Origin of the sequence: Lancefieldella parvula (genome assembly GCF_963547875.1) — a bacterium.
Classification (GTDB): domain Bacteria; phylum Actinomycetota; class Coriobacteriia; order Coriobacteriales; family Atopobiaceae; genus Lancefieldella; species Lancefieldella parvula_D.
In genome coordinates, this window is the sequence record NZ_CAUUSI010000001.1 from 197,143 (window position 1) to 211,045 (window position 13,903).

Sequence of the window (13,903 nt, forward strand, 5' to 3'; positions counted from 1 at the left end):
CACCTCCTACTCGAGACTCTTAGGAAGAATCGGAATAATTCCCGTAGCGTAACCGCTCGACCAGTTATAAAAGTACACATGACCGTCACCGCCACCCGCTGCACCGACCCAAATTTTTGCCGTATTATTAGCGGTCTGAGTGCCAAGCGGGTAATATCCATTGATTGCGGGTAGTACCTCATCGGGTAATTGCGCTGTGGTTGTATACGTCGAATAGCCCGCTGCGAGGTAACAATCTAGGTACGCCATTCCACCACGAAAACAGTAGCGTACACGGCATGCGCCGTTGTCCATTAGTGTTATCCACGGGGTGAACTTTAGCAACTTAATAAGCTGCTCAAACGTAATATTTACTTTCTGAGCATTGTTGTTAGTTGATACGCTCAGACTGCTAACGTTTGCACTAATGGCGGTAGTGTTCATTCTATCGCTGCTTGTTAGGCGGTTAGCCATGTACACCGCTTCTGTTTCAAGCCCGTTAGTAGGCTTAATAAGCAGATTAGAGGTCATCAACGCCGTAGCCCTGCTATCGTCTCTACCGTTGCTATAGCCCGCTACGATGTTTAGGGCTGTTCCTCCAAGGGTGACAATACCGGCGCTAAAAGACGCTAATTCCTTTTGATTGTTCAGTAGCTTCATTCCTTGAGCGTCAATAGTAGTGTGCATACCTGCCTTATCGCCAACGTGTGCGCCATCTACATCGTGTGAGAACGTGTTGGTTAGATTTGCAACCGCACTCTTGACTTCATTAGCATCACTCTGCGCTTTCGTCGCCATGGTCTTCGCCTCCTTTGCTGCATCTTTGGCGTTCTTTGCATCTGTTGCTACGTGGCTCACTTCCTCCGCCGCCTTCTCAGCTTTAGCCGCGACAGTCTCAACTTTCTCGGCTGCCGCTGTGGCCGTGGTTGCAACGTCTGCAATCTTCTCCGTGGCTGCGTCAGCTTTCTTCTCAACCGCTACCGCTTTCTCCTCAACTGCTGCAACTTTGATGGTTGTTGTCGCTGCGTCTTTTGCGATATTTCTTGTTGCGTTAGAGAGAGAAGTGACACGCTTGGCAATGCTTTCCTGGGCTGACTCTTGTGAGCTCGTGCCACCTCTTGTCAGCGTTGCAGTTATTGCGCCAAGCTTAAACTGAGTAGCAGCTGGGTTAGTTAGGTTGATTGTGCGACCTGAACAGATCATGTAACGCTCAATACCGTGTGGCTCACTCTTAACGAATACACGGTCTAAGAAGTCGATTGGCAACGTCTGCTCATTAAGGTTGTGCAAGTCAAATGCTGACACCTCGATAGAGTCATCTAGCTTGCCTGCTGCGAGGTCAGCAACAGCCTTGTCAGCAAGTGCTTGAGGAGTATCCAAGTCATAGGACATCGTCTTCTCGATGAGTCCATACTTCTCAACCGCTGTCATATCGACAACTGCATCGCCCTGGATTGCATAGCCAAAGGGAACGTAAGCAGTCTCAGCTGACACGTTGACTTTATGCTCATCTTCGCCTTTGCCAGTCTTTCCGACTGGAACAATAGCCGTGTAGATGTCTTTTCCGTCAACCTGTGTGTCGAGGTCTAAGAGGTTGCTGCCTAGCTCTACTCTCTGAGTTGCTTCTGCTGCGCCTGTATCTGGCAGCCAGTCGATAATAGATCCTGTTGCGTCATACCTCACACGCAACCAACCGCCGCACGCTTTCTCAAGCTTGTCGCGCATCTCTTTGAGTGTTGCGGGTCTAGTACCTGTACCGCGTTGCAGCTTGCCATAATTTGCGCCAGCATTAACGCCAATTATGAACTTCTCGCATGCGTTCATGACGTGTGAATTATGCTGTTCAATGAACCACTCAAATAGCTTATTAGCTTCAGCAGGTGCGTTGATGTCGCACTCAATCTCATCAGTGTCATAGGTCTTGTAAGGTCTAACAGTGGTGTCATTGAGGTATGCCATCGCACCCTCGCATGTCAGCTTCTTACTACCGTCAAACTCCATAGAGATTGCTCTAACACGGCCACGGAAGAGCACAAGACCAGTCTCAACCTCAAACAACTCAACCTCTCTGTTTGGAAGCATCACCGTGTCACGGGTAAAGCTATCCCAGAGCGGGTGCGTCGGCTGGATAGTAAGAGAAAGAGTCGAGGACTGTCCCGACTCTTCCTTTAAGGTACCTGCTGAGATTTGAACGTCTGTACGTGGGTCATGAAGCACACTACCTGCATACTTCAAGATGTACATTTAAGCCACCCTCTCCCACATATAGACTGCGCGATATGGTGGCATGTTGTTGTGAGGTTGACCGCCGCCGACCGCGTCAACCTGGAAGCGATAGTTAGTGTAGGTGTCTGCGGAGCGTGCAGTCCACTGGCTGCCACCGCCATTATCCGTGCCGTAGTGCATGCTAGTATCGTGGCTGTGGCTTGGCATCTCATTGATTGTCAGCGTGTGTGTATCCTCGCCGCCTGTTGAGCCAGCTGGAAACTTCTGCGACTGAGCCAAGAGAAATACACCGTTTAATGCTTGCCACGTACCGCCAAGAAACGTAGATGGGTCAGTTGGCTTAGTGCTCTGATAGATTGCTCCTACTGGAAACATTGCGTCCAGCAGGTCGAAGTTCTTTGCCAAGTCCTTAATAGTCTGTGTAACATCATCTGTCACATCTGGCTTAGTGAGTCCAAGCCTTGCTGTTTTAGTACTCATTAAATGTCCTTCCACTCGAACTTGAGTGATACGTCATTGCCTGGATGATTCTCGTTGTCTCCAACGTACATGTTGTTTTGCCACGCGCCGCGAACGCTCTCCCACGTCTTACCTGTGTAAGCTTGCCATTTAAGGCTCTTGAGCCTGTTCTGTCCTGCTCTTGCAAGGTAGCTAAGCGTGAGCCCGTCAAAGCGATTCCACTTATCGCCGGTATAATCACGCCACAGGGCTGTGCCATAGTCAGGCGTGGTGTTTACCGTGATTGTATTCTTGCCATTGTGGAGACGTGCAGCATCGCTCGACCATACGCCAGGACTTAAGAAGAAGCTCGTACCATTGATGTTTACGATTGCATTTGCCTGTGTGGTAATGACCGCCAAAACGTCATGCGCAGGACCGTCAACAACATAAGACTTGCCAAGTTCTCCATTAAGCAGATACTCGACAATTCCTTTGCTCTTATAAGGCTCACAAACAACCTTTACTTTGAGTGCCATGCCTTGCATGAACATCTTCTGAGTGTCGACTTCAAAGCGTCCATGATATGTATAACCTTCATCCCAGGACAGCTTGAAGTCGTACGCTCTGCCATGCAATAAGTTACGCAGCTTAGTAAGAGACTGCTCAATCTCTGGCCAATCAAGAGCGGCATTTGGATAGCAGGTAAACTCGATTGTGCGCTTACCAAAGAGCGGGCGGTGAGCAAACCACTCAGAGAGGTCTAGAACGCCATCAGCTCCAGGAATTGTGACTTGCATTGTCTTTGGTGCAGGTGGTGTATCAACGTAGTCTGTCATGATCATGTTGAATGTCTCGCAAAGCGGTGTGCCATCTACATATATCTCGAGGTTCATCGACTTGCCACCACCTTGTAAGCACCCAGGTTAGCGTCAACGTATGGAGATACGACACTGCCAACAAGTCTTGCATCCATATAGAGCTTCATGTTCTTAAGGTCCTCGCGCATGTTCCTAATCTCAGCAACGACAGCGCTTTCGTAGTTAGACTCATTCATTGCGTCAACCATGTAACCTTTGATGTTGTCGATTGGAAGAATCGCTTCTGGACCTGCTTCACCGCCAACCATAGGGCGTGAGCCATTCATACCAAACATCGTTGGCTTGGTAAGAATGCCGCCCTCTGCGTACCATTCAATACTGAAATGCGGAACAGAAGGTGGAACAATCGAAAAACCGCCGGAGATGTGGAGATAAGGAAGCTTGATGTGTGGTAACTGGATAACAAGACCAGCAAAGAAGCTCTTAATCTTACCAGGAATGCCAGAAATAAAGCTAACCATGTTATTGAAGTTGCTCTTGATACCGTCACCAATCGAGTAACAGAAGTTCTTCCATGCAAGGAATGCGGCTGTGCCAAGTGACAACGCAGCTGCAATACCACTCATACCATTGTGAACAACTGTTGCTAGTCCCTCGATAACGGGTCTAAGACCTCCGCAAATCTCACGAACTGTAACGCCAAAATTGGCTGCGTCACTACCAGCGTTGGACATATCGTCACCCATGTCTTTAAAGAGAGGGGTAACAGACTGAATGCAAGCTGTGAGGTCCTTGGATATTTGGTCAATGAGTGGCTGTAGAGCATAAAAGACACCGTTAACGGTATCAATCAAGAAGCTAAGAACACCGTTCAAGCCTTCCATCGCACCGCGAACAAGCGGCAGCACGCTAACACCAAGCTCCATGAGCGGTTCAATAAATGGAGTGAGTACGTTCAAAATGTTTGAGAGCAAGTCCATAAAGAACTCTAAAGCTAGTGACACTTGCTCCATGTTAGCCTTGAAGATACCGTTGACTTCATCCAGGGCATTTGTATTCTCAATAATGTTGTTAAAGGAATCGCCAATACCCTTAGCAAAGTCTTCAATTGAGCTTATAAGCCCCTCAAGAGAATCAGCAACACCATAGACATCAAAGCCTGTTGTGTCGATAAAGTCGCCGATTGCAACTTGGTTGTCAGACAAGAAAGACTCAATAGATCCTGTCAACTTCTCTGCGACGCTGGCCCCAAGGTCTTTAAGGTCTGTTGCCTTTGCTGCGCTCGTAAACGATGAGAACATACCAGACGCGATTGACTTAAAGTCCAAGCTCTCAACAACAGCAGCAAGCATGTTGCCAAGTTCCTCACCAATGCCCTTTGCAACATCTGGCAGCGCCTTAAAAAGTCCTTTGGTAATACGGACGATTGTTGGAATGAGGTTCTTAACGACTGTTCCAATAGACTTTAGAAGCTTCTCAGACATGCCTTCAATGTCACCATTTGGGTCAGCAATAGCCGTGAGCCAGTTCTCCCAGGAAGCTTGCATCATTTGAATAGAGCCTTGGATAGTCTCTGCTGCTTCTTCAGCAGAGTTACCCATAATGCCTTGCTGCTCCTGGATGTCGTGGATTGCCTGGACGATGTCGCCATACTTCTCGATGGTTAAGTCACCAGCGCGTCCTTGTGCCTTTTCAAAAGCGTTAGCGTCTGCAATTAGACGCTCCATCTCTTGCTTTGTACCACCATATCCGAGCTTCAAGTTGTCAAGCATCGTGTAGTTCTGCTTAGCAAAGCCTTGATATGCGTTCTGAATATCTTGGAGATTAGAGCCGAAGATTGATGCGTTATCAGCCATGTCGGTAATTGCCATGTTGCCCGCACGAGCCGCCGCAACCACATCACCGCCAAAAGACTGCTTGAGAGCTGCACCCATGCTGTTGAGCTGATCCATGTACTGGTTCATTGAGACACCAGCGATAGCATAAGCTGCCTGTGCATTAGCCATGACTTGGCTTGACGCTTCGCCAAAAATTTTCTCAACGCCGCCAGAAAGCTGCTCAAAGTTTGCGTATGCGTCAAGTGACTGCTTACCGATGGCAATCATAGTTGCACCAATAGCAGCAACTGCCGCTGTAACTCCGAGAGCTGCCGTCTTCATGCCGTCAAACGCTGCTGTTGCTACACCTTCATTGAAGCCTTTAGTCGAGGGAATGACAGAGACGTAAGCAGAACCCACTTCTGCGTTAGCCATATTCACCTCCTAATTTAGTGTGAGTCCCACCAGTCATTAAATTGACTAATTGGGATTGGGTCCTTGCCATAGACTTCCTCTTTGGCACTCTCAACGCCTGGGCGTGTGAGTGGCTTAGGCTTAGGCTGCTTCTTGGTTGTGTTAGCAGAGGAATACATCCATGTAAGCTGACTTAGCTGGTCTGAGAGCCTTGCAAGAAGCTGTGGAACAATCTCTTGCGACTCCCAGAGTGCATAGTCAATATCATTGGGATGTGTTGCCTTCCAAAGCGCAGAAGTCTTAGGCAAGTTTTGGATAAAAGAAAAGAGCGCCCTATAACTAAGGCGCTCTCCAAGGTCATCTAATGTGAAGCCTGTGAGTGTCATAAGGTCGTATTCAAGCTCTCCAGTATGCTTAAGAATCACCTGCGAGAGCCAAACTATTCCCCCGCTTCAACCTCACCGGCTTCACTACGCATCTTATTCCACTCAGACATGATGGAAGATAGATCGTCAATACTAAGCTTCTCAACCTCAACAACATAAGGCTTCAAGAAGCTCACGAACCACTTCACTGCTTCCATGCTAGAAGCTTCAGCATTCTCAAGAATGCCAACGCGTTCAATGTCTGCGAGAGTTAGCTGGAGAGGGATATGACACTCTGCACCGTCAACGGTAATATCAAGCGTCTTATGGGAGGTTGAGAAGTTAAGCATTATCGAGTCACTACTCCATCATCAGTAAGAATATAGATACTGTTACCCTGTGCATCTGGCTGGCACTTCAGCTCGACTGGAAGTGTTACAGCTTCAGCGGACTGGAAGTTCATCTCAGAAGGTGGAATAGCCTGGCCACGAGGAACGATAATCATCATCTTCGCAGCGCCATCCTTCAGTTTGAATACCCACTCGCGAACCTCTGGAAGTCTTGCGCCGATTGCAATCTTCATCTGTGTGCCACGGGTAGAAGTTGCAGCGGTAACGGTTACTGCATCCTTACCAAACGCACGAGTCGCTGCACGCTCGGACATCTCAAGCTCAGTGAACTTGACCGTACCATCGAACTTCTCCAGGAGCTGACGAACATTAGCGCCGTTTGCTTCTGTAATGTCCTTGGTAGAGTAGTCGGTAGATAGAGCGATACCGTCACTGGAGATATAGCCAGAGTCCTTAAATGCAGCATTAAGAGCAGAGTTCAAGTCTGTTGGGATAGGAGTTCCAACTGGAGCGTCCAGGACAGCGCCAGTAGTAGCCTGGTCTAGTGCGCCAACAAGTACTTTGGAAGCGTCAACTGCCATAGTTAATTCCTTTCATCTTTAATATTGACTGACATAGAGAATGCGACCTGCCACACGACAAAGTCGCCTTCCTGCTTGCCATAGCTAAATACATTCGGCGGGAAGACGGCATTAATGTTTCTATCGGTTGGTGGGGTCACTTTAAGAGCAATGGCAAGCTCATGAGCAACCTGCTCAGAGCGTGCACTGCTCCTCGTCCAAATTGATATGGTGTACTCAGGGGAATCATGCGGATAGTCCATCTCGCCGCCTGTGCGGTCGACAAGAAGGAACTCATCTGGAGTGTTTTTCTGAACTTCGGTTGAACAAGGTAGACCGATTGTGGTATGTGCCCACTTAATGACGTGCTCCATTGAGCTGAATATCATGATTACCCCCTTGCTGCCTTCTGCAGCGTGTTATGCAGAGCGTTAGAGTTGATTGCGTGTACGCTTGCTGTGTGAACAACCGCATGAGCACGATTCTTACCGACTGTGACCTTCACGCCATAGTCTTTAGCACCATACATCGAAGCGGCACGAGCTCGTATCTTCTCTGCACTCTTACGTAAGACTTCCTGCGTCTTAGCACCAGTTAAGATTGATGTCAGCTTGTTAGCTTTATAGATCATCTTGACTGTGCCGCCTGCATTGGAAGCCGTGAACTGCCTAGCCATCAACAGCTCCAAGCGGTACTAAGCAGCTCCATTTCCAACCCTTCGGAATCATCTGCTCTGGGAAATCGACTGGAGCGCCAACAACATTGAACCAACGTTTACCGTCTGGACTGACTTGAGCACGTCTAAGACGCTCAGCCCAGCCGCGAGGAAAGTAAGCGGTTGCTGTGACTTCAACGCCTTCAGGTCTGCTCACCTCTAAGTCCTTTGGTTGGAATGGCGCAAATAGACATCCAGGAACGCTTATTGGCTCTGAGTATGTGAATGACTCATTGCCAAATCGGTCGGCACCAGATGACGTGCGCTCCTTCACAAAGAGCGTCATTGTTGGCTTCATTAGTCCTCCTTTGGCAGAGGGTTCGCAAATATCGCGTACCCTTCATCGACACCAAGAAGTGACTTCTCAAATGATGTGAAGTAGATGTCTCCTGTTGGGTTTGAATAGGATACAGAGCCGCCAAAAGGTGATGCAGTCCAGGACTCCGACTGCACTCCAATTGGTGTCTCTGAGCCAGCTTGAAGCACTCTAATTGCCACTTGGCAAACGACAAGCTTCAGAACAGCTGGGTCCTTAGACTCAACGTCACAAAGAGAGCCAACAGCAGCAGAGATAAGGGAGAGCAGGTTCTCCGCTCTCCCTTCATCTGTTGCTTCTAAGGTCGGAAACATTGCTTTTAAGTCGCTCAGAGTTGCGAAGGGCTTAACCTGCCCTGCCATGATTAAGCGCTCTTAAGAACTGCAAAACCCTTAGGGTCGATGACTGCGTAAGAGTAAACAACCTCTGCGCGGTAAGCAACCTGGCCAAGACGCTTAAGGTCGCCAAGTCCGTCTGGGTCACCAGTCTCAATGGTCTCGATGTTGATGTCGCGGACAATGCCCCACTTGATGAGGTTGAAGTCGCCCATAACGGCAAGAACCTTAGTAGCAGTCTTAGCAAGAGCACCGGAGACAGTGTTGGAAGTTGCAGCTGCAAGGCCATCGACTACACCAGTGTTAAGGTTGATTGGAATCTCAGGGAACATACGCAGGCCAGTGTTCTTGACACGAACCTTACGCAGGCTGGAAGCGTAAGCCTTAGAAAGACCGATACCAGAGATGGAGTAGCCTGGGTCAACTGCGTCAGCGAGTGCATCGAGGTCAGCAGCTGGGTCAGTGGTTGCGGTGACAGCGGTTGCACCGGCAGTCAGAGCAGTCAGACCAGTTGCAGGCATACCGGTTGCAGGGTTAAGAGCGTGGAAGACAAGATAGTCAAGACCACGGCCAAGAGCAGCAGCGGACTTGTCAACGATTGCGTCAACAATCTGAAGCTGGCTGTCCTCATCTGCCCACTGAACCTCATTAGAGAAGCGGACAGTGACAGAGAGCTTCTTGATGGTGTGATCTACTGGCTTCAGACCGACAGTCTGAGAAGAGTGCTGTGCGGACTCTCCGACAATCTCAGCTTCTGGGTCCTGAGTGAACAGGATGGAAGCGCGGTTAGCAAAGATTGCTGGAGAAGAAGCAGACAGAGTCTGAATGACGGAAGTGTCTGCAACCTTGGAGACAAGGTCCTTTGCAATCTCAACAGGAAGCTTAATGTTAGTAGTGTTTGTTGCTGGCATTGTTAAATCCTTTCTTAGTTACCAAATAATTGACGTGCAAGCTCAACCTTTGCGGAGTTATCTCCTGCTTCTGTGGTGAACTTGCCAGGGTGTGGAGCTTTTACTCCTGCTTTGGGCTTTAGGTGCTTGACGAGTACTTCTGCAAACTGGCGCATATCCTCTTCTGTGGAACCCACAACAAGCTCTTCTGGCACATTGAACTCAGACGCAATCTTTCTCTTCATTGAGGCTTGTTCCTCACGGGTCTTATAACCCTTTATTGCGTCTTCAGCTTCCTGTGCGCGCTTCTGAGCATCTGCGAGCTCTTCTGTGGCTTTGGAATTCTCCTTGGAACGTTTCTCCCATTTGCGTGCTTGAGCTTTCCAGTAGTCAACAGTGTCAGTCTCATCAAGCTGTGCAGCTTCTTCTTTGACTTCCTCTGTTGTCTCTTGTACTTGCTCCTGCTCAGTAGTGTCTGGCATCTTGTGCCCCTTTCTTTCTGTCCGTGCGGACCTTAATAAAAAACCAGCCGTGCGGCTGGTTGATTACACAATGGATTTAATGGCTTCCCGCCTACGAATCGAACGTAGATCTAAAGAACCAGAATCTTTTGTTTTTTCCGTTAAACTAGCGGGAAATGTGGTATATTTAACTTGCAATCGCCCTCGCTATCACAATTTATGGGATGACCGGGGCGATTTTTTTATCTGACAAAATGTATCTTCATGTCATGTCCTAAATAATAGATACGACCAGCTTTAAATCTCTTGCTTTTTAATATATTTTCTTCAAGCTGAACATCTGTCATATCTGGATTAATTGAATTATCAAAAACAACCCAAGTGCAGTCCTCTTTCCTACTCGTATTTTTTAAATACCCATCAATCGTGTTGAATGAAGATGTATTTTTTAAAACTTTAAGCTCAAGACCTTTAGTAAAATCAGCTTTTCCAACTCGTTTCTCTTCTTTCCCATCACGATAAGTCCTAAAATCCTGCTGGAAACAACACGGCATGCCAACTTTAATCATTCTCTGAGCTGATTCGTACTCGTCTTTGTGGTTTGTTAAAATATCGTCTCTGACAGCTTTGCTTGTAAAGGAAACCCTAGGCTCTCTTCCGTTAAGCCAGTTAGAATCTCTTCTAGCACATTCTTTTAAGATTGCTTTTTTGTCTTTAGCATTATTTACATCTAATCCTATTGAATCAGCAACCTCTTTAAATCTACTCCTGATTAACTCTGGTTGATAGCCACCGACTTTAGTTCCAGGTTTTCCAGCAACAACCTTGCATCTGCAATGATCATGATAATGAGAATTTGCGCCTTTTTCTGTGTAATGGAAGCCAAAAGAAGCAAGCCAAGCGCAGAATGGACACTCGCCACCTTGTGGTACGCGAGCAAATTTCATTCCGTTCCTTGCACCAGCTTTGCTTATTGTCCGATTTGCTTGCTGCAGAACCTCACTTGCAACAAGATTGCCGCAAATCTCTTTGAAGTCCCCACTTTTAATCTCGTTATTTTGAGCATATTGATTGATGCGCTCCCTTATTTTGTCATTTACGAAATAAGGGAGTTTAACAAGGTCTGTATTTTTTGACGGAATTCCTATTGCGTCATCAAAAAAATCAAGTGCGACAGTTCCTGCTGCATCACCAAAAGAAAGCGTTGTGCTAATCATTGAATTCTCAACGAGTTTAAGAAACTCGCCATCATCCATGTTTGGGTTAGCTTTTAGACCAGCTTCAACAAGACGACTAAAAGTAGACTTAGACCTTTCTTGAATTTGAGATAGTAGTCGATGGTACGACTCCATCTCCTTTTTTGAAATGTCCATAACTACTCACTTTGTGCAGCAGTTCTAACCAGCTCCTGTGCCGCAAAACGGCGGCGGTCAGCTTGAAGCTCTGTGAGAACATCATCCTTATAACCAAGAGCTCGCAGTGGGACATCAGAGCTTGCAAGCCACGGGAAGGTAGATACCTGCTTTGTGATGGCATCAGACATTGAGACGGGTGATGGTGTCTCCGGGTTAGCAAAGACAGCCGTTGTCTCGTTGTCTCGCATGGCGCTGTAGAAGTCTAAATCATGCTTTACCGCGAGAGCCATAGCTGAGACATTGACAAGAGATCTCTTGCAAGAAGCGATGTAGCTTGTAATGTCGATAATCGCGTCTTCCTGGTTAGCAATGATTGCATCTGCTGAAGTTGGATTAGCGGATGTGAAGCTAAGCGAGGAAAGTGGAACATTCGTTGCGTCTGAGAACATGGAAGCAAGCAGCTTCATATAGTCACTGTGTGGCTGCATAGTAAGCTGTGGAAGCTGTCCATAGTTCGGAATCTGCTTGTTCTTGTTCGATGTTGCAATGAACGTTGAGCCAATGAACGCGCCAAAAGGTGAGTCAGCAATCTTCTGAGCAACGCTTGCATCAGCGCCAAGCAGATACTTCTGTGGAGCAGAAGCAAATGCAGCGGTTGCGCTCATGTTGAGAATCTCACGCTGCGCATCATCAACAAGACTCATAACCGTGCGGCTAATACGTGAGGTGCCAAATGGTCGCTCAAGTGTTGAATGATACGCAACGGGCTCAACGGGAACTCTGCCCATTGAGTGCGATTCTTCAGTTGCAAACCATCTACCATTGAGCAGACTGAGTGTAATAAACGTGTCATCTGTGAAGACGTAAACAAGCGTTGGGGTCTTGATTGATTGTGTTCTGTTCCACTCAGCGTCAACCACTACAAGAGCAGCTTCAATGCGCTTCTTAGCGTCTGACCAAATAGCAGATGCAGCCGTTGCAGGATATCCGGAGATAACAACATCCGGCTCATTAAACTCTGGGTTGCCCTGGGTAACACTAATGAACGCAACTGAGTGTCTAAGTGAACTCATGACAACCTTGCGCACCAAGTTCTCTAAGTCATTCTCGCGAGAAATGGCTCGAAGTTCCTCTTTAACAGCCGTGTCAGTCGCATTGAAGTTCTGGAACTGCACACGATCAGCCCACCAGTTAACGCACTTTGCCGCCCAGTCAATCTTGGCATCAATCTTAGAAGCTAACTGAGGAAGCACGGAAACGCCTAAATCCTTAACCTTGACATTGCCGTTATAGTAACGGTCTCTGAGAACATTCCTGGTATAGTGTTTGCGCCACACTGAAACAAGCTGAGAGACAACCTCTCTGTTCTCATCTGATAGACCAATGGCAGCAGCCATGGAAGCATCGAGTCCTCTATCCATTAGAAGAATACCTCGCCTTCATCTTCATCATCTTCGTATTGCTTTGCTGCCCAAGCAGCTAATGTTGCAGCTTCAACAACCGCTGCTCTTTCACCATCAAAGCCCCAGCCACCTGTGCGGCCGATAGGGCGCTTGTAGGACTCAGTAACTGCCTTTGTCAGCTCATCTTCTTCTGAGTCATCTAAGGAATCAGGCTTAAACCATGTAATTGAGCCTTCATTGACTGCATCGACAAAGTCAACGTTGGCCGTGACTAAGTCAGCAGCCGCTGGAATTACCACATTGTCTTCTGGAACAAAATCGATAACTCGCCTATAGAGAGACTCAGCGCCCGCCTTGCCGTCAATGATGACTGGCGCCGTTTGAGCACGCTTAGTCACAAATTCTGCAAGCGCCTGCTTGCCGCCGATAGTAGCTCTCTTGTCCACGAGCTCAACGTGTGTGCTGTCACCGTCTTTTATCGCAACGCATACAGCGAAGTAGACTCCATCAACTGAGAACTTCACCGCATAGGCAGAAGGTGTGCCTTGAGGTGGCGTAGCTGTTGCACATCTTTGCCAAGTCTCTTTGTCAATGAGTGGTGCTCCTGCACCTCCTGCAAGCTCCTGTGGAGTAAGCCATACTCCTAGACACTCTTGAGCAAACTGCAAACTATCCATTTGAGTTCTAAGAGCTCGCAAAGCCGTAATGTTAGTAATACCTTCGACAAGTGATGGCGCTGCTTGGTACCAGCGTTCTTCATCTGTAACATCACCGACTTCTTCGAGTCCGTATTCAATCCAGGATGTCTCAATCTCGCCATTGTTGTTAATTGCATCTGAGCGCATCTTGTCGAACTTATCAGCAGGAGAACCAGCACGTCTTGGAGTTCCCATGTAAATGAATTGCGGGTTCTTATTAGGACCACTCGAGGTAGTTGGCAACAAGGCTTGAACGTGCTCTGGTAAAAGCTCCTGAGCCTCATCGACCACAATCAAGTCGAAGGTGTTACCAAGGTTTGCCGTCTTAGTTCTTGTAGAGAATGCTATAAAGCCTTCTCCTTTGCCTTCCATTTGCGACTTAAAAGTGAAGCTTTCTTGTGCGGTCTTTGATGAGACTCTTAAGAGCGAATCATTGAAGTACTTGATACCTCGCACCTCATCGTTTGGCTTTGCGCCTAAGATGTTGCGGAAGTCCTCGAGCGTCTTCATTGTCGTGTTGTAGTTGTGCGCGGTCCATAGAACACGGTAACCAAGCATCATCGCAAGTGTGATGATGTACCACTCAACAATGGTTGTTTTGCCATTCTGCCTTGGTACCGATAAACCAAAGATGCGCTGAATGAATTGAAGGTCAGTATCAACCGCTGCAAGAATCTCTAGCGCCTTGATTTGCCACTGTGCAAATTCAAAGCCGCCTTCTTTAGCAAGTGCCACTACAAGCGGTGCCAGGGATTTAGTG

Annotated in this window: 16 protein-coding genes; all 16 read right to left on the reverse strand. The window is 47.8% G+C overall.

The features are described 5' to 3' along the window. Positions 1-6: 6 nt before the first annotated feature. The gene (locus tag RWJ96_RS00965) at positions 7-2,223 is read right to left on the reverse strand and encodes a phage tail protein (protein WP_314018394.1); all 2,217 of its coding nucleotides are present in this window, start codon (positions 2,221-2,223) and stop codon (positions 7-9) included. Then, positions 2,224-2,685 (reverse strand): phage baseplate protein, encoded by a 462-nt coding sequence (locus RWJ96_RS00970; protein WP_314018396.1) that lies wholly within the window; start codon positions 2,683-2,685, stop codon positions 2,224-2,226. It abuts the gene before it with no gap. Then, entirely contained in the window at positions 2,685-3,539 is an 855-nt protein-coding gene (locus RWJ96_RS00975) for a hypothetical protein (RefSeq protein ID WP_314018398.1), read from the reverse strand. The genes RWJ96_RS00970 and RWJ96_RS00975 overlap by 1 nt, the downstream gene beginning before the upstream one ends. Continuing rightward, on the reverse strand, positions 3,536-5,716 hold the full coding sequence (locus RWJ96_RS00980) for a hypothetical protein (RefSeq protein WP_314018400.1): 2,181 nt from the start codon (positions 5,714-5,716) through the stop codon (positions 3,536-3,538). The genes RWJ96_RS00975 and RWJ96_RS00980 overlap by 4 nt, the downstream gene beginning before the upstream one ends. A gap of 14 nt (positions 5,717-5,730) precedes the next feature. After that, positions 5,731-6,120, reverse strand: coding sequence for a hypothetical protein (locus RWJ96_RS00985; protein WP_314018402.1), 390 nt, complete (start codon positions 6,118-6,120; stop codon positions 5,731-5,733). Positions 6,121-6,134: 14 nt separating this feature from the next. Further along, positions 6,135-6,410 (reverse strand): hypothetical protein, encoded by a 276-nt coding sequence (locus tag RWJ96_RS00990; protein WP_314018404.1) that lies wholly within the window; start codon positions 6,408-6,410, stop codon positions 6,135-6,137. After that, complete coding sequence (locus RWJ96_RS00995) at positions 6,410-6,991, reverse strand: hypothetical protein (RefSeq protein WP_314018406.1); 582 nt, start codon at positions 6,989-6,991, stop codon at positions 6,410-6,412. Before RWJ96_RS00995 ends, RWJ96_RS00990 begins: the two co-directional genes overlap by 1 nt. A gap of 2 nt (positions 6,992-6,993) precedes the next feature. Further along, on the reverse strand, positions 6,994-7,359 hold the full coding sequence (locus RWJ96_RS01000; RefSeq protein WP_314018408.1) for a hypothetical protein: 366 nt from the start codon (positions 7,357-7,359) through the stop codon (positions 6,994-6,996). A 2-nt stretch (positions 7,360-7,361) separates the two neighbouring features. Next, positions 7,362-7,646 carry a hypothetical protein gene (locus RWJ96_RS01005; protein ID WP_314018410.1) on the reverse strand — a complete coding sequence of 95 codons (285 nt, stop codon included), beginning with the start codon at positions 7,644-7,646 and terminating at the stop codon, positions 7,362-7,364. Continuing rightward, positions 7,639-7,983, reverse strand: coding sequence for a hypothetical protein (locus tag RWJ96_RS01010; protein WP_314018412.1), 345 nt, complete (start codon positions 7,981-7,983; stop codon positions 7,639-7,641). The genes RWJ96_RS01005 and RWJ96_RS01010 overlap by 8 nt, the downstream gene beginning before the upstream one ends. Further along, positions 7,983-8,363 carry a hypothetical protein gene (locus RWJ96_RS01015; protein ID WP_314018413.1) on the reverse strand — a complete coding sequence of 127 codons (381 nt, stop codon included), beginning with the start codon at positions 8,361-8,363 and terminating at the stop codon, positions 7,983-7,985. Before RWJ96_RS01015 ends, RWJ96_RS01010 begins: the two co-directional genes overlap by 1 nt. A 2-nt stretch (positions 8,364-8,365) precedes the next feature. Then, a complete protein-coding gene (locus tag RWJ96_RS01020; protein WP_314018415.1) occupies positions 8,366-9,247 on the reverse strand; it encodes a phage major capsid protein in 882 nt (293 codons plus the stop codon). A gap of 14 nt (positions 9,248-9,261) precedes the next feature. Continuing rightward, positions 9,262-9,708 carry a hypothetical protein gene (locus RWJ96_RS01025; RefSeq protein WP_314018416.1) on the reverse strand — a complete coding sequence of 149 codons (447 nt, stop codon included), beginning with the start codon at positions 9,706-9,708 and terminating at the stop codon, positions 9,262-9,264. A gap of 221 nt (positions 9,709-9,929) precedes the next feature. After that, positions 9,930-11,060: a hypothetical protein gene (locus RWJ96_RS01030; protein WP_314018418.1), complete on the reverse strand. Its 1,131-nt coding sequence runs from the start codon at positions 11,058-11,060 to the stop codon at positions 9,930-9,932. A 2-nt stretch (positions 11,061-11,062) separates the two neighbouring features. Beyond that, a complete protein-coding gene (locus tag RWJ96_RS01035) occupies positions 11,063-12,463 on the reverse strand; it encodes a phage portal protein (RefSeq protein WP_314018420.1) in 1,401 nt (466 codons plus the stop codon). Continuing rightward, the gene (locus RWJ96_RS01040; RefSeq protein WP_314018421.1) at positions 12,463-13,878 is read right to left on the reverse strand and encodes a hypothetical protein; all 1,416 of its coding nucleotides are present in this window, start codon (positions 13,876-13,878) and stop codon (positions 12,463-12,465) included. The genes RWJ96_RS01035 and RWJ96_RS01040 overlap by 1 nt, the downstream gene beginning before the upstream one ends. Positions 13,879-13,903 lie beyond the last annotated feature (25 nt).